This is a genomic window from Mesorhizobium sp. WSM2240 (assembly GCF_040438645.1).
Taxonomy (GTDB): domain Bacteria; phylum Pseudomonadota; class Alphaproteobacteria; order Rhizobiales; family Rhizobiaceae; genus Allomesorhizobium.
Genome location: NZ_CP159253.1, coordinates 4,033,005 through 4,055,290, shown reverse-complemented (window position 1 = coordinate 4,055,290; position 22,286 = coordinate 4,033,005). Strand labels below are relative to the sequence as shown.

Sequence of the window (22,286 nt, the reverse complement as noted above, 5' to 3'; positions counted from 1 at the left end):
GTCACTGCCCCAACCGCTCGAGCAGGATCGGCACATGCACCTGGTCGGATTTGTAGTTGCCAGTCAGCATGTACATGACGATGTTCACGCCGGCCCGCAGCGCATAGGCGCGCTGCATCGGATCGGCCGGCACCGTGGGCAGCATCGCGCCGCCGTTCTCGTCGACAGCCCAGGCGCCGGCGAAATCATTGGCGGTTATCATGATCGGGGTCACGCCGTCGCCGGTTCGAACCGGCCGGTTATCGGTGTTCTGCGCCTCCAGCGAGGCCTCAACCCAGAGCGGGCCGCCGTTGAAGCGGCCGGGAAACTCGGGAAGGATGAAGAACGCCTTGGTCAGAACGTGATCCGGCGGCACTGGCTCCAGCGGCGGCACATTGAGATTGCCGAGGATTTCGCGCAACCGCTCGTTCGCAGGGCTACCGGAGCCGGAATCCAATCCGGTCGAGAACTGGTCCCGAGTGTCGAAAAGAACCGTTCCGCCCTGCTGCATATAGGCGTCGACGCGGGCGATCGCCGCTTCCGACGGCATTGGGGCGTTCGGGTCGATAGGCCAGTAGATGATCGGATAAAAGGAGAGCTCGTCCGTCGCGATATCCACGCCGGCCGGCTGGCCCGGCTCCAGCGCGGTCTTTTCGACCAGGAAGCGCGACAGCCCGGCAAGGCCGGCGCGGCTGATCGAATCGACCCCGGCGTCGCCGGTCAGCACATAAGCGAGCCTGGTGGTTGAAATGGCTTCGATCGCTTCGGCGTCGCCGGGTTTTGCGTCCTGGGCATCCGCGTGGCCGGAAAGCGCCAGCCCCGCCGTCACGGCAATGAGCAGCGCTGCGACCGTGCCGGAAGTGCGGGCGGTCCGCTTTGGCCGGCGGGTGAACATGCCGCCCATCCAGAAGACGGCAAGCGTATCGAGCACCATGAGCAGAAGCGCGGCGGCAACGAGCGGCCCTTTCAGATTGCGCGATTCGTCGAAAGCATAGCGCATTTCGGTGACCGGCGCTTCGATGCGCGGGCGAACGAGCGGGGCGAGAACCGTTTCGGCGTCGAGCAGATTGTGGGCAAACACGCCCTCTTCGGTCCCGTAGAGGCCGGGCGGATTTTCGATCGTCACCGGGGTTTTGCCTCCGCCGACGGTCAGCGGCCGCGCGTCCGGCGTCGGCGGCACCAGCGCGCCGTTGGCCGCGATCATGCGGTATGGGGCGAGCGAGCCGGCCTGTCCCTCGGCGCCGGCGGCGGCGCCCTGATTGCGCGACAATTGCACGATGCGCCGCAGCATCTCGACGAAACTGCCGGAGATCGGCAGGCTCGACCAGGTGGCCTCAGGCGTGATGTGGAACAGCACCACGGTGCCTTTTTCGCGCTTGGCCCCAGTCACCAGCGGTGTGCCGTCCGCCAGGTTTGCCCAGGTGCGTTCGACGATGTCGGCTGTCGGCTCGGCCAAAATCTGCCGGGTGACCGTGACTTCGTTCGGCGGCGCGAGATCGGCGAAGGGGCCGGTCGGCGGAAATTCGGTGACCGGCTGCGGCTCGGTCCAGGACAGCGTGCCGCCCAGCGAGCGCTCGCCAACCCGCAGGCGCACCGGCAGCAATTCTTCGTCATTGCCAGCGGCGGCGAGCTTTGAACCCGCGAAGCGCACCAGCGTGCCGCCCTCGTTCACCCATTCGATCAATTGGTTGCGCGCCGTGTCCGGAATGGTGCCGACATCGGCCATCACGATCATAGCCGGCTTCTGTTCGAGAAGCTGCGGAATGGCTTCGGCGAGATCGGGGCTCGAAGGCTCGACCAGATCGGCGAAGGGTTCGAGCGCGCGTTGGATGTAATAGAGCGGCGACAGCAGCGGCTGGGCGCGATCCGCCTCGGACTGCGACAGAAGCCCGACGCGGCGGCGCTTGGAATTCTCGTCGAGCACGCGAACTGCGCCGGCCTGCGGTTCGCCGTCGATGGCGATGGAGGAAAAATCGTTACGCAATTCGAACGGCACCTGCAATTGGCCGGTTGTCTCCGTCTCGCCCGCGCCGAATGTCAGCACAGCGTCGGCTATGCGGCGGCCCTTGTCGTCGAACGCTCCCGCCGTGATCTGGCGCATCGTCGGATCGGGGGCGCGGATCGCCGAAATCCTGAAGCCATCGACCTCGTTTTCGGCCGCGGTCAGCCCGATTGCCGAAAGACGTTCGGGAACGGTCCAGACCACATTTGCGGCGCCGCCAAGGAGATTGGAGAAGGCTGTTTCGTCGCCCTCCGCCGCGAGCCCGTCGGCCAGCACGGCCACGCTTGCGCCCGGCAGCGTTTCGAGAGCCGCGGCGACGCGCGCGTAGACTGCGGGACGGTCGACCGGCACCGGCCGCGGCTCCGTGGCGCGTAGCCTGTCCCGGGCGGCCTCGGCATCGAACGGCCCGATTTCAGCGTTGGGCTTTTCGGCCGTGAAAGCGAGCAGGACCGGCACGCCGGTCGAGGCCGCGTCGGCGATCAGACGCTCTGCCGTGGCGACGCGGCGATCCCAATCGGGAGCGCTGGCCCAGCCATTGTCCACGACCAGCGCGAGTGCGGAGCCACCGGTCGGCAGCTTTTCCCGCGGGTTGAACACCGGCTCGGCCAGTGCAAGCACAATCAGCGCGGCCATCACCAGCCGAAGCAGCGTCAGCCACCACGGGCTCTGGTGCGGCGTCTCTTCCTTTTTCATCACCCGCGCCAGGATCCTCAGCGGCGGAAAGACCTCCATCTGCGGCTTCGGCGGTGTAAGCCTGAGCAGCCACCAGATGACCGGCAGCGCAAGCAGCCCCCAAAGGATGGCGGGAAAACCGAAGGAGAGCGGCAGCCAACTCATGCGCGCGCACCTCCCGCGGCATAGCCGCTATCGGCCGTCATGGCCATGTGAACGCGCACCAGTGCGTCCGAGGCGAGACGGTCGGTATGATTGACGGTGAAGCTCCAGCCGAGGCGCTTGCACCAGGCGGCAAGCTCCTGCCGGCGGGCCGTGTACTGCCAGCGATAGGCTTCGCTCAGCGTTTCGGCGCGGCCGGCCGTCAATTTCTCGCCCGTTTCGGGATCGGTGAACTCCGTGCGGCCGGAATAGGGGAAGGTTTCCTCGGCGGGATCAGCCACCTCGATTAGGTGAGCCCGCACACCGTGGCGCGCCAGCACATCGAGCCATGCCATCGTCTCTTCGACCGGATCGAGGAAATCGCTGGTGATAACTATGTCGGAGAAGCGGCGGATGATCGAAAGATCGGGTTTCGCGTCCAGTTCCGTCGCGTGGCTGAGATGCGACGCCAGGCGTTCCGCGCCGTTGCGGGCGGTGAAAGGATCGGTGAGACCGGGCCAGGCGATGCGTTCGCCGCTGCGCGACAGAAGCTCGGCCATGGCCAGGATAAGGACGAGGGCGCGCGATTCCTTCGACACGGTCGCGCCTGCGGATTTGTAGAGCATCGACGGTGACGGATCGGCCCAGAGCCAGACAGTGTGCGCGGCCTCCCATTCGCGGTCGCGCACATAGGTATGGTCGTCGCGAGCCGAACGGCGCCAGTCGATGCGGGCTATAGCCTCGCCTTCGACGTAGGGCCGGAACTGCCAGAAATTCTCCCCGATGCCGCGCTTGCGACGGCCGTGCCAGCCGCCGATCACCGTGTTGACGACGCGACGGGCCTCGACCAGCAGGTCGGGCACGAGCGAGGCACGCATCCTGGCGCGGGCGAGCGCGTCGCGCGTAAGGACGGGGGAGGACGCCTCGCCGACACGCGCCATCAGGCTAGATGCCTTTCACCAGCCGCGCCACCACGTCGCGCACCGACATGCCTTCGGCGCGGGCTGCGAAGGTCAGCGCCATGCGATGCTGGAGGACCGGCTCGGCCAGGGCCTTGATGTCGTCGATCGACGGCGCCAGTCGGCCGTCGTAGAGGGCGCGGGCGCGGGCGCAGAGCGTCAGCGCCTGGCTGGCGCGTGGACCTGGCCCCCAGGCGACATGCTTGTCGGTGTCGGCGTTGTCCTGGCCGGGGCGGGCGGAGCGCACGAGCGCGAGGATCGCCTCCACCACGCTTTCGGGCACCGGCATACGGCGGATCAGTTGTTGGATCTCCTTCAGCCGGTCGGGCGTCAGCACGTTCTGAGCCCGGGCGTCCTCGGTGCCGGTGGTCTCGAGCAGGATGCGGCGTTCGGCTTCCAGTTCGGGGTAGAGGATGTCGATCTGCATCAGGAAGCGATCGAGCTGGGCTTCGGGTAGCGGATAGGTGCCTTCCTGCTCAAGCGGGTTCTGCGTCGCGAGCACATGGAAGGGCGAGGGCAGGTCATGGCGCGCGCCTGCCACGGTCACATGATACTCCTGCATCGATTGCAGAAGCGCCGACTGCGTGCGCGGGCTGGCGCGATTGATCTCGTCGGCCATCAGCAATTGCGCGAAGATCGGACCGGGAATGAAGCGGAACGAGCGCTTTCCGAATTCGTCCTGCTCCATAACTTCGGAGCCGAGAATGTCGGAAGGCATGAGGTCCGGGGTGAACTGAATGCGGCGGGCATCCATGCCGAGCACGATGCCGAGCGTCTCGACCAGCTTGGTCTTGGCGAGGCCGGGAACGCCGACCAGCAGCGCATGGCCGCCGGCCAGAAGCGCGACCAGTGTGCGTTCGACGACGCTCTCCTGACCGAAGATGACGCGGCCTACCCCTTCTCTAACGCGAGAAATGTCGGCAAGCGCCTTTTCGGCCTCGGCGATCATTTCCTTTTCGCTTATCGGGGCCTGCTTGATGATGATGCTCATGCCGCTTCGGTCCTCATTTGCCTGGAACGCCGGCCGGCAAATTTCCAGAGCCGCGATTCACACATGACGGGTGTGCGCTAATGAACTTAAATCACCCATTCAGGCTGACAAGCGGAACAACAGTGACTATTTCGTGACGATGGACAATCAAGTGCGACCCGAGAAACACGGCCTTGCCGCCGCCGGCGACACCGCGGATCTGTCCGCGCTGATCTCGCGCGCTACACGCGCGGGCAAGGGGCTGCCGCCGGTGGAGCGCTGGAATCCGGACTTCTGCGGCGATCTGGATATTGAGATCAAGGCCGACGGGACATGGTTCTATCTCGGCACGCCGATCGGCCGCATGCCGCTGGTTCAGCTTTTCTCTACGGTGCTGCGCAAGGACGCCGACGGCAAGACCTATCTTGTTACGCCGGTCGAGAAGGTCGGCATCAGGGTTTTCGATGCACCCTTTGTGGCAGTGGAAATGAGCGTTACGGGCGAGGGCGGCGAGCGGACGATTACTTTCCGCACTAATGTCGGGGACGTCGTGGAAGTAGGCGCGGAACATCCGCTGCGCTTTGTCGACGAAGACAAGACCGGCGGCTTGAAGCCCTATGTGCTGGTGCGTGGCCGGCTGGAAGCGCTGGTGGCGCGGCCGGTCATGTATGAACTCGTCCAATATGGGGAGGAGATCGAGGTCGACGGCAAGACGATGTTTGCAGTGCGCTCCGGAGGCGAGGTCTATCCGATCATGCCGGCGGAAAAGCTGAAAAGACTGAGCGCCTGACCGTGGATGCCTTCGCCGCAAAGCCCTATTCAGCCGCCGATTTCCGGCTGCGCGCTGTCGCCGAACGTGTCGAGGACGACGAGGAGTACGGCGATCACCGCTTCAATCCGCAGCACGGCCCGCTGATCCGGCGGGCCGATTTGCGCGATGCGGCGGTGCTCGTCCCTGTCGTCGACCATGGCGACGAAGCGACCGTGATCCTGACCAAGCGCGCGGAAAAGCTGCGCAATCATTCGGGGCAGGTGGCGTTTCCCGGCGGCCGTATCGACCCCATCGATCCGACGCCGGAACATGCGGCGCTGCGCGAGACGATGGAGGAGATCGGTCTCGATGCAAACCATATCGAGATCATCGGTCGAATTCCGGACTATGTGGCGGGCAGCGGCTATCGCATTGCGCCGGTGCTAGGCATTGTCCGGCCAGGCTTCCAGTTGATCATCAATGAGCATGAGGTCGATGCGGCCTTCGAGGTGCCCCTGCGCTTCCTGATGGACCCCGCCAATCACCGGCGCGACAGCCGCATGTGGGACGACAAGGAATGGTTCTACTACGACATGCCCTATGGCGGACGGCGGATATGGGGCGTGACAGCCGGCATCATCCGCACGCTCTATGAGAGGCTCTATACATGAACGGGATGACCCAGATCGCCGGTGCGGACTGGCTCGCCCGGGATGAGCTGCAGCGATTGCTGAAGGCGCTGTCGTCGGATGGCGAGGAGGCCCGCATCGCCGGGGGCGCGGTGCGCAACGCGCTGCTTGCCGAGCCGGTTTCCGACATCGACATCGCCACCACAAACCTGCCGCAAGAAACTGCGCGCCGCGCAGAGGCTGCCGGTTTCAAGGCAGTTCCGACGGGCGTGGAACACGGCACCATCACGGTGATCGCCGGCGGCAAGCCGTATGAGGTGACGACGCTGCGCGCCGATGTAGAGACCGACGGCCGGCGCGCGAAGGTGCGGTTCGGGAGCGACTGGAAGGAAGATGCGCAAAGGCGCGATTTCACCATCAATGCGCTCTACGCCGAGGCTGACGGAACCGTGGTCGACCTGGTGGGCGGCCTAGCCGACATCGAAACGAGGAGGCTGCGGTTCATAGGCGATGCGGAAGACCGCATCCGCGAGGATTATCTGCGCATCCTGCGGTTTTTCAGATTCTTCGCCTGGTACGGGACGGGACGGCCGGATGCGGAAGGGGTGAAGGCCTGCGTTCGCCTGAAGGACGGGCTCGATCATCTCTCGGCGGAGCGCGTCTGGAGCGAGCTGAAGAAGCTGCTTTCGGCGCCCGACCCGTCACGCGCCCTGCTCTGGATGCGGCAGGCGGGCGTGCTGACCCGCGTCTTGCCGGAAAGCGAGAAGTGGGGCATCGACGCGATCCATCCTCTGGTCAGAGCCGAACTGGAACTGGGTTGGACGCCAGATCCGCTGCTTCGCCTGATGGCCATCGTGCCGGCGGATCCGGAGCGGATGGCGGGCCTGGCGGAGCGGCTGAAACTTTCGAACGCGGATGCGGAGCGCCTGTCGCTGTGGGCGAAGACGTCCCCCGTGGGTTCGACTTTGCCGGAAGACGCATTGGCCAGGCTGCTCTATCGGGGCGAGCGCCGCAGCTTCATCGACCGGCTGCGACTGGCATTGGCATCAGCGCGAGCGCGCGGGGTCGAGGACAACAGGGCTTTGGTCGAGGCCGGCGGCTTTTCGCGTCTGCTCGCCTATGCGGAGCAGTGGCAAAAGCCGGAATTCCCGATCAGGGGGCGCGACCTGGCCGGTCTCGGCGTCGAGGACGGGCCACGGATGGGCGAACTGCTGCGCGAACTGGAAAATCAATGGGTTGACGGCGGCTTTTCGCCGGATCGCGGCGCGCTTCTGGACCGCGCCGCGACAGTGTTGAGAAACTGATTCAAGCGATTGACGATTTGATTCAACTGGCTCTCGATCTGAGTCGCGAACCTGCTGTAACGGCCTGTTTCAAAACATGTTTCAGGCTGCGTCGCGAACCTTTTCGATGCGCGAGCGGATCGCCTCTATCATCGTTTCGCGAATGATGGTCTCGCCATGCGTTTCGCGCAGATGCTCGACCGCGCGCCGCATGATTTCGGCCTCTTCCTCATGGCGGGTGTGCCAGTCACAGCCGGGGACAAGCGATCCGCAGTGAAATTCCTTCATCGGTTTCTCCTTTCCTCGTTCTGACGGGAAACCAGCATAACATGGAATCCGGCGATAGGTTGCCGAAGGAGGCAATTTTCCCTGTGCGGCTTACGCTATTGGTTGAGCGAGACTGCATTCGAGGGGGCGAGCCATTCGCTGACGACGGTGACGTCGTCATTGCCGAGATCGTGCCCGGACTTGATCGTGCGGGCCTCGACACGGCCGCCATGGTTGCGCAGCATCGCTTCCAGCGCAGGGGCGAACGGCGCATAGATGCTGTCGGCTGCCCCGGCGACGGTGAGAAACCGCGTGCCGGACAGGTCGACCTCGGGAATGCTCTCCAGCACCGACATGGGACGCAACAGCACTGCACGTTCGACAAGGCCCGGATGCAGCAGCGCCATCGCGGTCAGAAGATTGGCGCCGTTCGAGTATCCGATGAAGGTGGTGTTGGCGAGATCGAGCTTCTTCGCTTCGACTGCATCGCGCAGAAAAGACGCGAAAGCCCCGGCTTCCGAGCGGATATCATTCTGGTCGAATCGGGTCGGCGTCAGGCGACGATACCAGCGCGTCACGCCGTCCTGCACGAGCCGGCCGCGAATGCCCATCAGAACGGCGTGCGGATCGATGCGCGAGGCAAGATCCATCAGCGTGCTCTCGTCGCCGCCGGAGCCGTGCAGCAGCACGAAAGTTTCGCCGGTTGCCTGCTTCGGCTGCCTCCGCAGGACAAGGAAGCGGTCCGACCGCTCGATCGCCGATATCTCATCCTGCGGGGCTGAGTCGACATCTACGCCATTCGAACGATTCGGGGCTAAGGGCACGGCCGCGTCTCCTGCTGTGGGAAAATCGGCGCAGGACTGGAGCGCCTCCGCACTGAGGGCGGGGTTCTTCTTTGCCGCTGCCGCGATCTTTCCCTGCGGTGCGTTGCGGTCGCAATCAGACAAGTCGCTGGCATTGCCTATGCTCCCGAAAGCGAGGGTGATTACGATCGACAGCAAGCTGATGATGCAGTTTCTAGCCATTGGCCGACCCTGTCAGCTAAACGTTAATCAACTTTGGAGCCTGCAGTTCCCGCTATGCCGCCGCTTCCGGGACCCTTGCGGGAAAATTGCCCCTGCCCAAATCTCTTATAGCGGTTTCTTGCCGGCTGCTCATCACACGATTCGACGAAGCGGCAAGAAGCAGGGCCGGTGTGTCGCGAAGGCCACGCCAATCGCAACCGGCCCTACGGCCACTTCACTTCCGGTGGCAGGCTCGACAGTATCGAGTTTACGTTGCCGCCGGTCTTCAGGCCGAAGATAGTGCCGCGGTCGTACAGCAGGTTGAATTCGACGTACCGGCCGCGCCGGATAAGCTGCTCCTCGCGCTCGCCATCGGTCCAGTTCAGGTTGAAGTTGTTGCGCACCAGGTGCTGGTAGACAACGAGAAAGGAGCGGCCGACATCCTGGGCGAAGCGGAAGTCGGCCTCCCAGCCGCCATTCTCCGGCGACGATTGCAGCCAGTCGAAGAAGATGCCGCCGATCCCGCGCGGCTCGTTGCGGTGGGGGAGGTAAAAATACTCGTCGCACCAGGCCTTGTAGTTCTCGTAGTCGGCGACGGCCCGGTTCTTTTCGCAGGCGAATCGCATGGCTTTATGGAAAGCGATCGCGTCGGGGTCCTCCTGGCTGCGGCGGCGGTCGAGCACCGGCGTCAGATCGGCGCCGCCGCCGAACCAGTTGCGCGATGTCACCACCATGCGCGTGTTCATGTGGACGGCCGGCACATTCGGGTTCCACGGATGGGCGATGAGCGAAATGCCGCTTGCCCAGAAGCGTGGGTCCTCCTCGCCGCCTGGCATCTGCTTGCGGAACTCCGGCGAGAACTCGCCGTACACCGTTGAAGTGTGAACTCCGACCTTTTCGAACACCCGGCCGTGCATCATCGACATGACGCCCCCGCCGCCCTTGCCTTCCTCTCGCTGCCATGGTGTGCGCTCGAAGCGGCCGGCTGCCCAGGACGATTGCGGGCCCGTCAGATCGTCCTCGATCTTCTCGAATGCGGCGCAGACGCGGTCGCGCAATTCCTCGAACCACGCCCGCGCGGTCGCCTTTTTCTCCTCGATGTCTTCCGGCAGCCCAGCCGGTATTTCGGGGCGTTCCATGCGCCGTCTCCGCATCGTGGCCGTTCCTACAGCCCGCGGGCATGCAAAAATGACTCGTTTTTTCCGGCGCGATCCCTAATCTCTAATTGTTCAGGGTCAAGGAGTTCCTGTGCGCACCCCGTCGCGGCCGCCGCTCGATGGACTTAAGAAAAGGCTCGATCAAAGCCGGGCCGAGGGCACGCGCATGCCGCGCGACGGGTTTTTGCGCGAGACTTTCGTGCTGCCGCGCAACGATGCCCGCAAGAAGGCCAAGGAGTGGTTCGACCGCTGGCCCAAGCAGGCCTACTGGACCGCTATCGAAAGCTGGTTCGAGCGCCCGGGCGACGTGATCGAATTCACCATCAGGCGGCTGCCGAGTTCGGATTAGGCTTCACCAGCAAGCGTCGTGCCCCCGGGCCTTCCTCGGCCAGCCGGTCTCCCGGATTGCGCAGTTTGCAGCGGTCGATCGACAGGCAGCCGCAGCCGATGCAGTCGGTCAAGCCATCGCGCAGTTTCTGCAACTGGAGAATCCGGCGGTCGAGATCTGCCGCCCATCTTTGCGACAGCGCATTCCAGTCTTCGCGGTTCGGCGTCCTGCCGTCCGGCAGCGAGGCGAGCGCATTGCCGATCTCGGCCAACGAAATGCCGACCTCCTGCGCCACCTTGATGACCGCCACCCTGCGCAGGACATCGCCGCCATATCGGCGCTGGTTGCCGCCGGTACGATGGCTTTCGATCAGTCCTTTCGCTTCGTAGAAGTGCAGGGCGGAAACCGCCACTCCGCTTCGAGCCGCTACCTGGCCTACCGTCAATTCCTTCGCCATGCCGATTTTCCGCTTGACCTCAACTTAAGTCGAGGTTGTAGCAAGCTATCCCTGACGATGCAAACGGAAGGGAAATTCGATGCTCTTGGATGTAAGGATTGCCTGTGGCGTCAACGGTTCCGGATGCGGAGCAGCAGCGTGGCGCATCGGCGTCCGGTTCACGTTGTCTTCAGCCGACCTGCCTGATCGCTTCACCGGCCGCCATCGCGGCGCTGAGCGCGACATTGAGGCTGCGTCCGCGGCCCTTCATCGGGATCAGCAGGCGCGCGTCGGCACGGTCGCGGACGTGGTCCGGTACGCCGGCCGATTCACGTCCGAACAGAAGTATGTCGCCATCGGCGAAGCTGAACGCAGTATAGGGCAGGGCGGCTTTGGTCGAAAACAGCAGCAGGCGGCGCGCCTCGCCCCGCCGCCAGTCCTCGAAGCTTGCAAAGTCGACATGGCGGGTCAGGGTCGCCATTTCGAGATAGTCCATTCCAGCGCGGCGGAGATTGCGGTCGGAGATGTCGAAGCCGGCCGGCTCTATGATGTCGACCGCGAGCCCGAAGCAGGCCGCCATGCGCAGGATTGTGCCGGTATTGCCGGCGATGTCCGGCTGGTAGAGCGCGATGCGGATACCGTTCGCCAATATCATCTCCCGCTAATGAGTGGCCAAATCGCAACACGGTCGGCGGCTTTGCCGGGAATGCGATCTTCCGCATGGCCAAATTGGGCGAATGGGTCTATAGAGCCGCCATTGTCAACTCGAACCGAAGGAGGCGGACATGGAATTCATGATGACCGTAGATATCCACCGCCCCATCCGCGGGCTCCGCGTCCTGGCGGTTTCGGTTCGACGCTTTATCTGACACTTCAAAGCTTCATCGTCTCGATTCCCGCCGGACCTTTTCATGGTTTCCGAAGGAATCTTGCTATGTCTTCCAATATCGACAAGGGCCAAAAGGTCCTTTCCTTACTCGCGCGCCAGCAGGCCGCCGGCGTTGTGGGCAATGCATCAAACCTGAGCCGGGAAAAGCTAGCGGCGTGGGAACTCGCTGCAGGCATCCGAAGTCCGGTGGCGCATCCGCCAGGCCGGGCGGCTCGCCCGCATCGGGGCAATCTTCCCGATGTTGACATATCGCTTGCGGTTCCGTTCCCGACCAAGCCGTCGCGCGTCAGCATGATCGCGGGATGGGTTCGGAACGTGTTCCGCGACCCGGCCAAGGAAGAGCGCCGCTACCCGTTTGTCAGGAATCTTTGATAGCCGGGTCGGCGAAGCGACCTCGACATCTTAAGGTGTCGAGGTCGTGACTCCGATGGAATTAAGCCGGTCAGTATCCATCTTAGCCTCACGCCTGCACGATGGTGCGCAGCGGCATGAGCGCCTGGAAAGACGAAGAAAATGTTCCGCTGGTTTGAACAGAAGCTCGACCCGTTTCCGCCGCAGGAACCAGTCGAACCACCGAACACGCTGATCGCCTTCTGCCTGCACTACACGCGGGGCGCCTGGCCCTACATAATCATCGCTGCGATTCTGATGTCGGCGATCGCGGTTACCGAAGTCTGGCTGTTCGCCTTTCTCGGTGACATCGTCGACTGGCTGTCCACACAAAACCGCGAGACCTTCCTGCAGACCGAAGGCTGGAAACTGGCCGGCATGGCATTCGTCGTGATGATCGCGCTGCCGGCGATCGTTTTTGTGCATGCGCTCATTTCGCAGCAGACGCTGATGGGCAACTATCCGATGCGTATCCGCTGGCAGGTGCATCGCTATCTGCTCAAGCAGTCGATGACCTTTTACCAGGACGAGTTCGCCGGCCGCATCGCCACCAAACTGATGCAGACGGCGCTCGCCGTGCGCGAATGCATCATCAAGCTGATCGATGTCATAAACTATGTGGTCGTCTACTTCCTCGGCATGTTGTTCATCGTCGGTTCGTCCGACTGGAGGCTCGCTGCCCCGCTCGCCGCCTGGGTAGTCGGTTATGTGGGTTTGCTTCGCTATTTCATTCCGCAACTCGGCGCAGTTTCGGAGGAGCAGGCCAATGCCCGCTCGTCGATGACCGGACGGGTAGTCGACAGCTATACAAATATCCAGACGGTAAAACTGTTTTCGCACGCCCGCCGCGAGGCGTCCTTCGCACGGGAGGGCATGGCGACGTTCATGGATACGGTCTACCGCTCGATGCGGTTGGTGACCAAGCTCTATGGCGCCCTTTACCTGCTCAACGCGACGCTGCTCTTTGCGGTCGGGACGCTGTCGATCTGGCTGTGGCTCGGCGAAGCCGTGACCATCGGCGCGGTCGCCGTCGCCATCGGGCTGGTCCTGCGGCTCTGGGGCATGTCGCAATGGATCATGTGGGAAATGTCCACCCTGTTCGAGAATATCGGCACCGTTCAGGATGGCATCGGCTCGATTTCGCTGCCGCGCCTTGTAGAAGACAGGCCTGGGGCGAAGGCCATCTTGGTCACGACCGGCCAGATCGAATTCGAGAAAGTCCGGTTCCACTACGGCAAGCGCTCGGGCGTTATTGAAGACCTGTCGCTCAAGGTTCGTCCTGGCGAGAAAGTCGGCATTGTCGGGCGATCGGGCGCCGGCAAATCGACGCTGGTGAACCTGCTCCTGCGCTTCTATGACCTGGAGAGTGGGCGCATCCTGATCGACGGTCAGGACATTGCGGCCGTCAGTCAAGACAGCCTGCGCGCCAATATCGGCGTAGTGACGCAGGATACGTCGCTCCTGCACCGTTCCGTGCGCGACAACATCCTCTACGGCCGGCCCGACGCCACAGAGGAAATGCTGGTGGAGGCCGCCCGGCGGGCCGAGGCGCTGGACTTCGTCGCGAGCCTTTCCGATCCGAAGGGGCGAAGGGGGTTCGACGCGCATGTCGGCGAGCGCGGCGTCAAGGTCTCAGGCGGCCAGCGGCAGCGTGTCGCGATTGCCCGCGTAATGCTCAAGGACGCGCCGATCCTGATACTCGATGAGGCGACGTCGGCGCTGGATTCGGAAGTCGAGGCAGCGATCCAGGAGAACCTGTACCGGCTGATGGAGGGGAAGACGGTGATTGCCATCGCGCACCGGCTCTCGACCATTGCCGCTATGAACCGGCTCGTCGTGATGGACAAGGGACAGATAGTCGAGGATGGCACGCATGAGGAACTGCTCGCCCGAGGCGGGCTCTATCGGCAATTGTGGCAGAGGCAGTCCGGCGGTTTTCTTCTGGATAGCGATTCGGTGGAGCGGGCGGTCCTGAAGGGGCAGGCCGCGGAGTGAAGCCGGGCCGATGCCGGATGTCGCTTCTTCACGGGATTTTCCCGGGGGCCTTCCTATATTGTTTCAGCCGGGCGGCGGGTTGGCATGGCGAATGGCGAGAATGAATGGCTGAGGAAGGATTTCGCGATAGGCTGTGGCAGCGCTTCGAGGGCGCGGTGGATCCGTTTCAGGACACCGACCGGGAAGTTCTGCCGGCCAGCGCGTGGCAGTTCATCCTCTATTTCGCCCGCCAGGCGACGGGTCCGTTCGTCCTTCTGCTGATCGTCGGCGGCGCCGCGGGCGCGGTCGACGCGGCGCTCTACTGGTCGGTCGGCTGGCTCATCGACCTGCTCGACAGCTCGAATCCACAGACGCTGTTTGCGGATCATTGGCCTGAACTCGCAGCGCTGCTTGCGCTGCTGCTGGTGGTGCGAACCGTGGTGATGATTGCTTCGGCGATCGTCGAGCAGCAGATCGTGGTGCCCGGCTTCTATTCCATGGTGCGCTGGCAGGCTTTTCGCCGCGTCATCGAGCAGCCCTATGATTTCTACCAGAACGATTTTGCCGGGCGAATCGCCACCAAGATCATGCAGGGCGGCGAGGCGGTCGGCGATTTCATCGTCAACATACTGCAGACGATGTGGTCGTTCCTGACCTTTATCCTGCTGGCGATCACCATTCTGGTATCGCTCGACCCGCTGATGGGGCTGGTCGTCGCACTATGGTTCGCCGGCTATGTCTCCATCGTCTATTTCCTGCTGCCCGAGATGCGCAGCGCCGGCCGCGCCACGGCGGACGAGCGCTCGATCTTCAACGGCCGGCTGGTCGACTCCTTCACCAACATAATGGCCGTCAAGCTCTTCGACAGCGGGCGGCGCGAGCACGCTTATGTCCGTGACGGGCTGGAGCGCTTCCTGCGTGCCGTTATGCGGCTGACACGCGCCGTCACCACGGTGCGCGCCTCCGTCGCTATCCTAAACGGTACGATGATGAGCGCGATCGCGGCGATCTGCATCTACAAGTTCACTGTGGGCGGAATTTCGACCGGCGCCATCGCGGCGGCGCTGGGCCTGGTCTTCAGGCTCAACCAGATGTCGGGCTGGATGATGTTCAACATCAACGGCTTGATCCGGAATTATGCTACTGTGCAGGACGCGACGCGTACCATCTCGGTAAGGCCGGCTATACGTGACGCAGGCGACGCGAAGGTGTTGCCGCGCGCCAGGGGCGACATCAGGTTCGAGAACGTCTCCTTCCACTACGGCAAGGGCGGCGGCATCATCGAAAATCTCAACCTTCATATCCGGCCAGGCGAGCGCGTAGCGCTGGTCGGCCCGTCAGGCGCCGGCAAGACCACGATCGTCAATCTGGTGCTGCGGCTGTTCGACGTCGAGGCCGGGCGCATCCTGATCGACGGTCAGGATGTTCGTTCGGTGACGCAGGGGTCACTGCGCGAGCAGTTCGGGGTGGTCAGCCAGGATGCGATGCTGATGCACCGCTCGATCCGCGACAATATTGGCTACGGCAGGGCGGGAGCCAGCGAGGCCGAGATCGAGGATGCTGCGCGGCGCTCCGCGGCGCACGAATTCATCCGGGGCATTTCCGATCCGAAGGGCCGCCGGGGTTACGACGCGCATGTCGGCGAACGAGGCGTCAAACTTTCGGGCGGCCAGCGCCAACGCGTCGCGATCGCCCGCATGATGCTGAAGGACGCGCCGATCCTGATCCTGGACGAGGCGACGTCGGCGCTCGATTCGGAAGTCGAGGCAGCAATCCAGGATAATCTTTACCGTCTGATGGAGGGCAAGACCGTCATCGCCATCGCCCACCGGCTGTCGACGATCGCGGCGCTCGACCGACTGATCGTGCTCGATAAGGGGCGAATCGTCGAGGAAGGGACGCATGAGGCGCTGATCGCGCGCGGCGGCCTCTACGCGCAGCTCTGGAAGCGGCAGTCCGGTGGTTTCCTGGCCGACCAGTTGGCGGCGGAATAGTCCGATGTCGGTCCATATGCCCAAGAAATTCGGCGTTTCCATCATGGCTGAGACCAGCCTCAGCGCGGTCGACCAGGAGATATTGGCCGAAAAGGCGACCTCCCTCGGCAATGCCGGCCGCAAGGTCGAGAACTGCTTGGAAAAGCTCCGTTCGCACCATGGCGACAGTGAAACGCGTATGGCGCTGGTCAAGCGCACGGCCGATGCCGTCTATGCGTATTTCGTACAGCGCGAGCTCTGCGGTTTCCGCCGTCACGACGACATCATCCGCGACTACGGAATACCGCGGGAAGTGCTGGTCAGGCTGGGCGCAAGGTAGGCCGGAGCGGCAGCGCCGCTCATTCCAGCCATTCGGTTATGAACTTTTCCGAAGCGTGGACATCGATCGTAACGAGCGCTTCAGGTCCGAGATTGCGGAATTTGTGCGGCGTATCGGCCGGAACGACGAGAATCTGGCCGGCGCTCGCTTCGATCTCGCTTTCGCCGACAGTAAAGAGCGCCCGACCCGACCGGATGATGAAGGTTTCGGGATAAGGGTGCTTGTGCAGCCTCGGTCCGCCGCCGATCTTGTCGAAATCGTTGAACACAATCGAAATGCCGGCGCCGTAAGGCACGCCCTGCATTTCTCCGTGCCAGCGGTCGCTTTCAGCCCAGGCTTCTCTATCGACAACATACGCCATGGGCGGATGATATGCCGTCGGATTTCGCTCTGTCGAGCGCGACGATCCTGCCAAGGCCGCCCAGAATGGATACGACCGGTGCGCATGCCCCTTGCTAGCCCCCGAAATAGACTTGAACAGAGCCCGCATCGCGGCCCCGCGACAATCTGCCGTCACCCCCTTGCACCGTCTGGACATGCGTCGGCTTCACGCATAAACCGATGCGCGAATGCCGGACGGTCGACCGGCCCGTTCAGCCATGCGCTGAAAGGCACGGCTGATGGAGCGAGGATCTGGCTCTAGCCCGGCAATAGTAAGGCGAAAGGATCATAGTCCCGTGAGTGCAACCGACACGACCGAGCCGACCCGGCGGGATTTCCTCTACGTGGCCACCGGCATGGCCGGAGTGGTCGGCGTGGGCGCCGTTGCATGGCCCTTCATCGACCAGATGCGCCCGGACGCTTCGACGCTGGCGCTCGCCACCATCGAGGTCGACATCAGTTCGCTGCAGCCTGGCATGTCGCTGACCGCCAAGTGGCGCGGACGGCCGGTCTTCATCCGCAACCGCACGCCGCAAGAGATCGAGGCCGCCAAAGCGGTGAAACTCGACGAGTTGAAAGATCCGATCGCGCGCAATGCCAATATTCCGGGCGACGCGCCGGCTACGGACCTCGACCGCTCCGCCGGCGAAGGCAAGGAAAACTGGATCGTCATGGTTGGCGTGTGCACCCATCTCGGCTGCGTGCCGCTCGGCCAGGCGGGCGACTTCGGCGGCTGGTTCTGCCCCTGCCACGGTTCGCACTACGATACGGCCGGACGCGTCCGCAAAGGTCCGGCGCCGGAAAACCTGGCCATTCCGACATATCAGTTCGTTTCCGACACCACGATCCGGATCGGCTGAGGTTTCTGGGGGAAAATCATGAGCGGTGGACACTCGACATACACGCCGAAAACGGGCCTTGGCCGCTGGGTCGATGCACGCATGCCTTTGCCGCGCCTGGTGTACGATTCGTTCGTCTCCTATCCGGTGCCGCGCAATCTGAACTACGCCTACACGTTCGGCGGCATCCTGGCGATCATGCTGGTGGCGCAGATACTCACGGGCGTCGTGCTGGCCATGCACTACACCGCCGAAACCACGCTCGCCTTCCCGTCGGTCGAAAAGATCATGCGTGACGTGAATTCGGGCTGGCTTCTGCGCTACATGCATTCCAACGGAGCATCGTTCTTCTTCATTGCGGTCTACATCCATATTTTCCGTGGCCTCTATTACGGCTCTTACAAGGCGCCGCGCGAACTGCTCTGGATTCTCGGCTGCATCATCTACCTGCTGATGATGGCGACAGGCTTCATGGGCTATGTGCTGCCTTGGGGCCAGATGAGCTTCTGGGGCGCGACCGTCATCACCGGCTTCTTCACGGCGATCCCGCTGGTCGGGGACTGGATCCAGCAATTGCTGCTCGGCGGCTTCGCGGTCGATAATCCGACGCTCAACCGCTTCTTTGCGCTGCATTACCTGCTGCCGTTCATGATCGCCGGCGTTGTCGTCCTGCATGTCTGGGCGCTGCATGTCACCGGACAAACCAACCCGACCGGCATCGAGGTCAAGTCCAAGACCGACACGCTGCCCTTCACGCCCTATGCGACCATGAAGGACGCGTTCGGCATGCTGGTCTTCCTGCTCGTGTTCGCGTACTTCCTCTTCTACATCCCCAACTATCTGGGCCATCCCGACAATTACATCGTCGCCGATCCGCTGAAGACGCCGGCCCATATCGTGCCCGAATGGTACTATCTGCCCTTCTACGCGATCCTGCGCGCCATCACTTTCAGCATCGGGCCGATCGATTCGAAGCTCGGCGGCGTGCTTGCAATGTTCGGCGCCATCGCGGTGCTGTTCTTCGTGCCCTGGCTCGACACGTCGAAAGTGCGCTCGGCGGTCTACCGCCCCTGGTACAAGCTGTTCTTCTGGCTCTTCGTAGCGAACGCACTGTTCCTGGGCTGGCTCGGCTCGCGTCCGGCGGAAGGCGCCTATGTGGTGATGTCGCAGGTTTCGACGCTATATTATTTCGGCTTCTTCCTCTTCATCATGCCGGCTCTTGGTTTCATCGAGACGCCGCGGCGCCTGCCAAATTCGATCACCGAAGCCGTGCTCCACAAGAACAAGATGGGTGGCGCCGGGCATCTGGCCCACGCAACCGCGTCGCCGGAAACCAAAGGCTAGCTGAGAATCTTGAGAGGGACTTTCGGAATGAAAAAGATTCTCAACGGTCTTGCCGTGGCGGGCTTCGTGCTTGCCGGCGCGCTGGGCGCAGCCACCGCGCAGGAGGAGCACAGCGAGACCGAGCCCACCCACTTCCCGATCCATAAGCCGGAGGAGCAGAGCTGGTCGTTTGCAGGGCCTTTCGGCACCTACAACAAGGCTCAGCTGCAGCGCGGCCTGAAGGTCTACAAGGAAGTCTGTTCGGCCTGCCACTCGATGGAGCTGGTGGCGTTCCGCACCCTCGAAGGGCTCGGCTACTCGGAGGCCCAGGTGAAGGCGTTCGCCGCCGAGTACGAGGTGACCGACGGGCCGAATGCGGATGGCGAGATGTTCACGAGGCCCGCGCTGCCTTCGGACTATTTCCCTTCGCCCTTCCCCAACCAGGAAGCTGCGGCCGCCGCCAACAGCGGCGCTGCCCCGCCCGATTTCTCGCTGATCGCAAAGGCGCGCGGTGTCGAGCGCGGCTTTCCGCTGTTCGTGTTCGACATCTTTACGCAGTATGCCGAGGGCGGTCCCGACTATATCCACGCGCTGCTGACCGGCTATGAAGAAGAAGCGCCGGCCGGCATGGAGATTGCGGAGGGCACTTACTACAACCCATATTTCATCGCCGGCAAGTCGCTGGCAATGGCTCCGCCGCTGTCGGACGGTCAAGTAACCTATGATGACGGTTCGCCCGAAACGGTGGACCAGTATGCCCGCGACGTCGCCGCATTCCTGATGTGGGCTGCGGAGCCGCATCTCGAGGCGCGCAAGCAGACCGGCTTCAGCGTCATGGCCTTCATGATCCTGTTCACCGGATTGGTGTATCTGACGAAGCGCAAGGTCTGGGCCGGCGTGGCGCACTGATCACGGAAGTCGTGGAACCGGGATTTTGAAAGGGGCGCTCGAAAGCGCCCTTTTCTTTTTGATCCGGCACCGGCAAAACTAGACCGCAACGGAATCCCTGCCATGAAATCCTCACTCGAAGACACGCTCCTCTCGGCGATCCGCACCATTCCGGATTATCCGAAACCGGGGATCATGTTTCGCGACATCACGACACTCCTTGGCAATGCGCGAGCGTTCCGCCGCGCCATCGATGAGCTGGTGCATCCCTATGCCGGAACCAAGATCGACAAGGTCGCCGGCATCGAGGCGCGTGGGTTCATCCTCGGCGGCGCCATCGCGCACCAACTCTCTTCGGGCTTCATCCCGATCCGCAAGAAGGGAAAGCTGCCGCACGAGACCGTCCGCGTCGCCTACAGCCTGGAATACGGGCTGGACGAGATGGAAATGCACAAGGACGCTGTGGTGGCTGGCGAAAAGGTGATCCTCGTCGACGACCTGATCGCCACCGGCGGCACGGCAGACGGCGCCGTCAGGCTGCTGCGCCAGATGGGCGCGGACATCGTTGCAGCCTGCTTCATTATCGACCTACCGGAACTTGGCGGGCGCAGGAAGCTGGAGGCGCTGGATGTACCTGTCAGGACACTGATCGCGTACGAAGGCCACTGACTTCCGGCGGCGAGTCACAGTCAGCCAGCCTTCAGCCCACCTGTACCAGAACGGCGCTTTCGAACTCCAGCACCTTGTCGCCGGTTGAATCGAACGCGTCGGCGCGGATGGTCAGGAGCCGCCAGCCCGGACGCGAAGTGATGGGACGGTGGCTAACGCCTGTGCGAGTGAAGCTGACGGTCTCGCCGGCATAGACCGGCTTGAGCCATTTCAGGTTCTTGAAGCCGGGTGAGGGGCCGAATACCGGCAGCGGCCCAGGACCTTCCCACCGCCTGCCTTCCGTCTCCATCCGCGTGGCCAGATTGTATTTCATCCAGGTCGCGGCGGTATGCCAGCCGGATGCGCAAAGGCCTCCGAAGACGCTGTTCTTCGCAGCGATCTCGTCGACATGGAACGGCTGCGGATCGTATTTCCTGGCGAACGCCTTGATGGCTTCCGCCTCGAATTTGTGCGAGCCGAGCGTGGTGGTCACGCCGATGCCGAAAAATTCGTCGAGCGTCATGCGGCGGCCTCGCGTTTCAGGAACATTCCGGTGTTTTCGAGTTCGAACACCTGCTCGCCCCTCTGGTTGAAGAGCTCGTGGCGGCAGGTGACGAAGCCCAGGCTGGGACGCGATTTCGAAACACGCCTGGCGAGGACAGTGCTGCGGCCGGTAAGCGTGTCGCCGGCAAGAATGGGCTTTTTCCAACGGACGTATTCGATGCCCGGCGCGCCCTGTGACGTCGAATCGAGCAGAAAGGCATCGCACATCATGCGCATGAATATCGCGCATGTGTGCCAGCCCGAGGCCGACAGACCGCCGAGGATACTTGCTTTTCCAGCCTCCTCGTCGAGATGCATGGGTTGGGCGTCGAACTCGCCCGCGAATGCGATGATCTCTTCGGCGGTCACGAGTTTTGAGCCAAGGTCGACGGCGACGCCCTCACGGAAATCCTCATAGGCCCATTTCTTGGCTGTCATGCCCAAAATCCTGTTCAGGTTTGAACTTACATGATGGCGGGATCGGCTCGGGGCGGCAAGCAGATCTCCGAAAAAAGGTTGAGCCAGAAATGGCTTAAAGCCAGCCGCGGCGCTTGAAGTACCAGAAGGGAAGAACCGCCGACACGACCATGAGCGCCAGCGCGAAAGGATAGCCCAGCAACCATTTCAATTCGGGCATGACGTCGAAATTCATGCCGTAGACCGAAGCGACCAGTGTTGGCGGCAGGAACACGACCGCGGCGACGGAGACGATCTTGATGATGGCGTTCTGCTCGATATTGATCATTCCGAGCGTCGCATCGAGGAGGAACGTGATCTTCTGCGATAGGAACGTGGCGTGGTCCGAAAGCGATTCCACGTCTCGCGACAGCGTCTTCACCCTGCCGCGCAAATCTTTGTCGCTCCCTCGCTGCACCGTCGCCTGCCCGAGGAAACCGGACAGGCGCTGCAGCGTCAGCAGGCTATCCTGGATCTTGGACACGAGGTCTTCCTTGCGTCCGATCCGGCGCAAAACGATCTGAAAGCTGCGGTCGCGCTTCGACGCTTTCTTTTCGGCGGGATGGAAAATGTCGTGCGAGATCTCGACGACCTCTCGGCTGGCGCGCTCGAGTACATCTGCGAGGCGGTCCACTATCGCCTCCAGCAAGGCGATCAGGATCGTTTCGCCGCTGGTGCAGCCGGTGTCGGCCTTTTCGGCGCGCATCGGAAAGGTCTGGAAGGCCCGCGGCTCGTGATAACGGATGGTGATCAGCCGGTTTTCGGAGAGCACAAACGTTACCGGCGACATTACGGGGCGGTCGCCGTCGGCATGGGCGGGCAGTGTCGCGGTCATGAAGAACGCGCCCTTTTCCGTGTAAAGGCGCGACGAGATTTCGATTTCTTCCATCTCCTCGCGCGTGGGGATGCCGATGCCGATCCAGTCCTCGATCGTCTTTTCTTCCTCCTTCGTAGGATTAAGGAGGTCCGCCCAGACGACCTCTCCCTTGTGGGCGAGAAGATCGCCGGCGACGCGCAGCCGGTCCTTGTCCACGACGAACGCCTTGATCATCGTCCGTTCTCCC

24 protein-coding genes are annotated in these 22,286 nt (G+C 63.0%); 12 read left to right on the top strand and 12 right to left on the bottom strand.

Annotation, left to right across the window (positions count from 1 at the left end; translation table 11 throughout):
* Position 1 precedes the first annotated feature (1 nt).
* Genes ABVK50_RS20030 through ABVK50_RS20020 form a run of 3 tightly spaced genes read right to left on the bottom strand, consistent with a single transcriptional unit; the run spans position 2 to position 4,744 of the window.
* Complete coding sequence (locus ABVK50_RS20030) at positions 2-2,818, bottom strand: DUF4159 domain-containing protein (RefSeq protein WP_353644916.1); 2,817 nt, start codon at positions 2,816-2,818, stop codon at positions 2-4.
* Positions 2,815-3,735, bottom strand: coding sequence for a DUF58 domain-containing protein (locus ABVK50_RS20025; protein ID WP_353644917.1), 921 nt, complete (start codon positions 3,733-3,735; stop codon positions 2,815-2,817). The genes ABVK50_RS20030 and ABVK50_RS20025 overlap by 4 nt, the downstream gene beginning before the upstream one ends.
* A 4-nt stretch (positions 3,736-3,739) precedes the next feature.
* Positions 3,740-4,744 (bottom strand): MoxR family ATPase, encoded by a 1,005-nt coding sequence (locus ABVK50_RS20020; protein ID WP_353644918.1) that lies wholly within the window; start codon positions 4,742-4,744, stop codon positions 3,740-3,742.
* Between the two features lie 139 nt (positions 4,745-4,883).
* Between ABVK50_RS20020 and ABVK50_RS20015 the strand changes: the two genes are divergently transcribed.
* From ABVK50_RS20015 to ABVK50_RS20005, 3 genes are read left to right on the top strand one after another with little or no spacing between them, the layout of a single operon-like run.
* Positions 4,884-5,513, top strand: coding sequence for a DUF1285 domain-containing protein (locus ABVK50_RS20015; protein WP_353645869.1), 630 nt, complete (start codon positions 4,884-4,886; stop codon positions 5,511-5,513).
* Between the two features lie 2 nt (positions 5,514-5,515).
* The gene (locus ABVK50_RS20010; protein ID WP_353644919.1) at positions 5,516-6,145 is read left to right on the top strand and encodes a CoA pyrophosphatase; all 630 of its coding nucleotides are present in this window, start codon (positions 5,516-5,518) and stop codon (positions 6,143-6,145) included.
* Positions 6,142-7,407, top strand: coding sequence for a CCA tRNA nucleotidyltransferase (locus ABVK50_RS20005; RefSeq protein WP_353644920.1), 1,266 nt, complete (start codon positions 6,142-6,144; stop codon positions 7,405-7,407). Before ABVK50_RS20010 ends, ABVK50_RS20005 begins: the two co-directional genes overlap by 4 nt.
* Before the next feature lie 81 nt (positions 7,408-7,488).
* On the opposite strand, the gene ABVK50_RS20000 is transcribed toward ABVK50_RS20005, so the two are convergent.
* From ABVK50_RS20000 to hemF, 3 genes are all read right to left on the bottom strand, one after another.
* Entirely contained in the window at positions 7,489-7,674 is a 186-nt protein-coding gene (locus ABVK50_RS20000) for a DUF1059 domain-containing protein (protein ID WP_008835572.1), read from the bottom strand.
* 95 nt (positions 7,675-7,769) lie between these two features.
* Positions 7,770-8,678 (bottom strand): alpha/beta hydrolase, encoded by a 909-nt coding sequence (locus ABVK50_RS19995; protein ID WP_353644921.1) that lies wholly within the window; start codon positions 8,676-8,678, stop codon positions 7,770-7,772.
* A 203-nt stretch (positions 8,679-8,881) separates the two neighbouring features.
* On the bottom strand, positions 8,882-9,796 hold the full coding sequence (hemF, locus tag ABVK50_RS19990) for an oxygen-dependent coproporphyrinogen oxidase (protein WP_353644922.1): 915 nt from the start codon (positions 9,794-9,796) through the stop codon (positions 8,882-8,884).
* Between the two features lie 109 nt (positions 9,797-9,905).
* Between hemF and ABVK50_RS19985 the strand changes: the two genes are divergently transcribed.
* A complete protein-coding gene (locus tag ABVK50_RS19985) occupies positions 9,906-10,163 on the top strand; it encodes a hypothetical protein (RefSeq protein WP_353644923.1) in 258 nt (85 codons plus the stop codon).
* Here ABVK50_RS19985 and soxR read toward each other — a convergent pair.
* Positions 10,138-10,599 carry a redox-sensitive transcriptional activator SoxR gene (soxR, locus tag ABVK50_RS19980; RefSeq protein WP_353644924.1) on the bottom strand — a complete coding sequence of 154 codons (462 nt, stop codon included), beginning with the start codon at positions 10,597-10,599 and terminating at the stop codon, positions 10,138-10,140. The two genes, ABVK50_RS19985 and soxR, sit on opposite strands and share 26 nt — an antisense overlap.
* Positions 10,600-10,768: 169 nt before the next feature.
* The gene (locus tag ABVK50_RS19975; RefSeq protein WP_353644925.1) at positions 10,769-11,227 is read right to left on the bottom strand and encodes a tRNA (cytidine(34)-2'-O)-methyltransferase; all 459 of its coding nucleotides are present in this window, start codon (positions 11,225-11,227) and stop codon (positions 10,769-10,771) included.
* A gap of 285 nt (positions 11,228-11,512) precedes the next feature.
* On the opposite strand from ABVK50_RS19975, the gene ABVK50_RS19970 reads away from it, so the two are divergent.
* The 4 genes from ABVK50_RS19970 to ABVK50_RS19955 all read left to right on the top strand — a co-directional run bounded on the left by ABVK50_RS19970 (position 11,513) and on the right by ABVK50_RS19955 (position 16,144).
* The gene (locus ABVK50_RS19970) at positions 11,513-11,839 is read left to right on the top strand and encodes a hypothetical protein (protein WP_353644926.1); all 327 of its coding nucleotides are present in this window, start codon (positions 11,513-11,515) and stop codon (positions 11,837-11,839) included.
* Positions 11,840-11,980: 141 nt separating this feature from the next.
* Positions 11,981-13,852 (top strand): ABC transporter ATP-binding protein, encoded by a 1,872-nt coding sequence (locus tag ABVK50_RS19965; RefSeq protein ID WP_353644927.1) that lies wholly within the window; start codon positions 11,981-11,983, stop codon positions 13,850-13,852.
* A 104-nt stretch (positions 13,853-13,956) separates the two neighbouring features.
* Positions 13,957-15,825, top strand: coding sequence for an ABC transporter ATP-binding protein (locus tag ABVK50_RS19960; protein ID WP_353644928.1), 1,869 nt, complete (start codon positions 13,957-13,959; stop codon positions 15,823-15,825).
* A gap of 4 nt (positions 15,826-15,829) precedes the next feature.
* The gene (locus ABVK50_RS19955; RefSeq protein WP_353644929.1) at positions 15,830-16,144 is read left to right on the top strand and encodes a DUF6665 family protein; all 315 of its coding nucleotides are present in this window, start codon (positions 15,830-15,832) and stop codon (positions 16,142-16,144) included.
* 19 nt (positions 16,145-16,163) lie between these two features.
* Here the strand turns inward: ABVK50_RS19955 and ABVK50_RS19950 are convergent, their stop codons facing one another.
* Positions 16,164-16,505, bottom strand: a complete 342-nt coding sequence (locus ABVK50_RS19950; RefSeq protein WP_353644930.1) for a cupin domain-containing protein — start codon at positions 16,503-16,505, stop codon at positions 16,164-16,166.
* Between the two features lie 376 nt (positions 16,506-16,881).
* On the opposite strand from ABVK50_RS19950, the gene petA reads away from it, so the two are divergent.
* The 4 genes from petA to ABVK50_RS19930 all read left to right on the top strand — a co-directional run bounded on the left by petA (position 16,882) and on the right by ABVK50_RS19930 (position 20,244).
* Positions 16,882-17,385 (top strand): ubiquinol-cytochrome c reductase iron-sulfur subunit, encoded by a 504-nt coding sequence (petA, locus tag ABVK50_RS19945; protein ID WP_353645870.1) that lies wholly within the window; start codon positions 16,882-16,884, stop codon positions 17,383-17,385.
* Positions 17,386-17,403: 18 nt separating this feature from the next.
* The gene (locus ABVK50_RS19940; protein ID WP_353644931.1) at positions 17,404-18,708 is read left to right on the top strand and encodes a cytochrome b N-terminal domain-containing protein; all 1,305 of its coding nucleotides are present in this window, start codon (positions 17,404-17,406) and stop codon (positions 18,706-18,708) included.
* Between the two features lie 27 nt (positions 18,709-18,735).
* Positions 18,736-19,596, top strand: a complete 861-nt coding sequence (locus ABVK50_RS19935) for a cytochrome c1 (protein WP_353644932.1) — start codon at positions 18,736-18,738, stop codon at positions 19,594-19,596.
* 102 nt (positions 19,597-19,698) lie between these two features.
* Entirely contained in the window at positions 19,699-20,244 is a 546-nt protein-coding gene (locus ABVK50_RS19930) for an adenine phosphoribosyltransferase (protein ID WP_353644933.1), read from the top strand.
* Between the two features lie 31 nt (positions 20,245-20,275).
* Here ABVK50_RS19930 and ABVK50_RS19925 read toward each other — a convergent pair whose 3' ends face one another.
* The 3 genes from ABVK50_RS19925 to ABVK50_RS19915 all read right to left on the bottom strand — a co-directional run bounded on the left by ABVK50_RS19925 (position 20,276) and on the right by ABVK50_RS19915 (position 22,273).
* The gene (locus tag ABVK50_RS19925) at positions 20,276-20,746 is read right to left on the bottom strand and encodes a MaoC family dehydratase (RefSeq protein ID WP_353644934.1); all 471 of its coding nucleotides are present in this window, start codon (positions 20,744-20,746) and stop codon (positions 20,276-20,278) included.
* The gene (locus ABVK50_RS19920; protein WP_353644935.1) at positions 20,743-21,204 is read right to left on the bottom strand and encodes a MaoC family dehydratase; all 462 of its coding nucleotides are present in this window, start codon (positions 21,202-21,204) and stop codon (positions 20,743-20,745) included. Before ABVK50_RS19920 ends, ABVK50_RS19925 begins: the two co-directional genes overlap by 4 nt.
* A gap of 94 nt (positions 21,205-21,298) precedes the next feature.
* Positions 21,299-22,273 (bottom strand): magnesium transporter CorA family protein, encoded by a 975-nt coding sequence (locus ABVK50_RS19915; RefSeq protein ID WP_353644936.1) that lies wholly within the window; start codon positions 22,271-22,273, stop codon positions 21,299-21,301.
* Between the last annotated feature and the right edge of the window lie 13 nt (positions 22,274-22,286).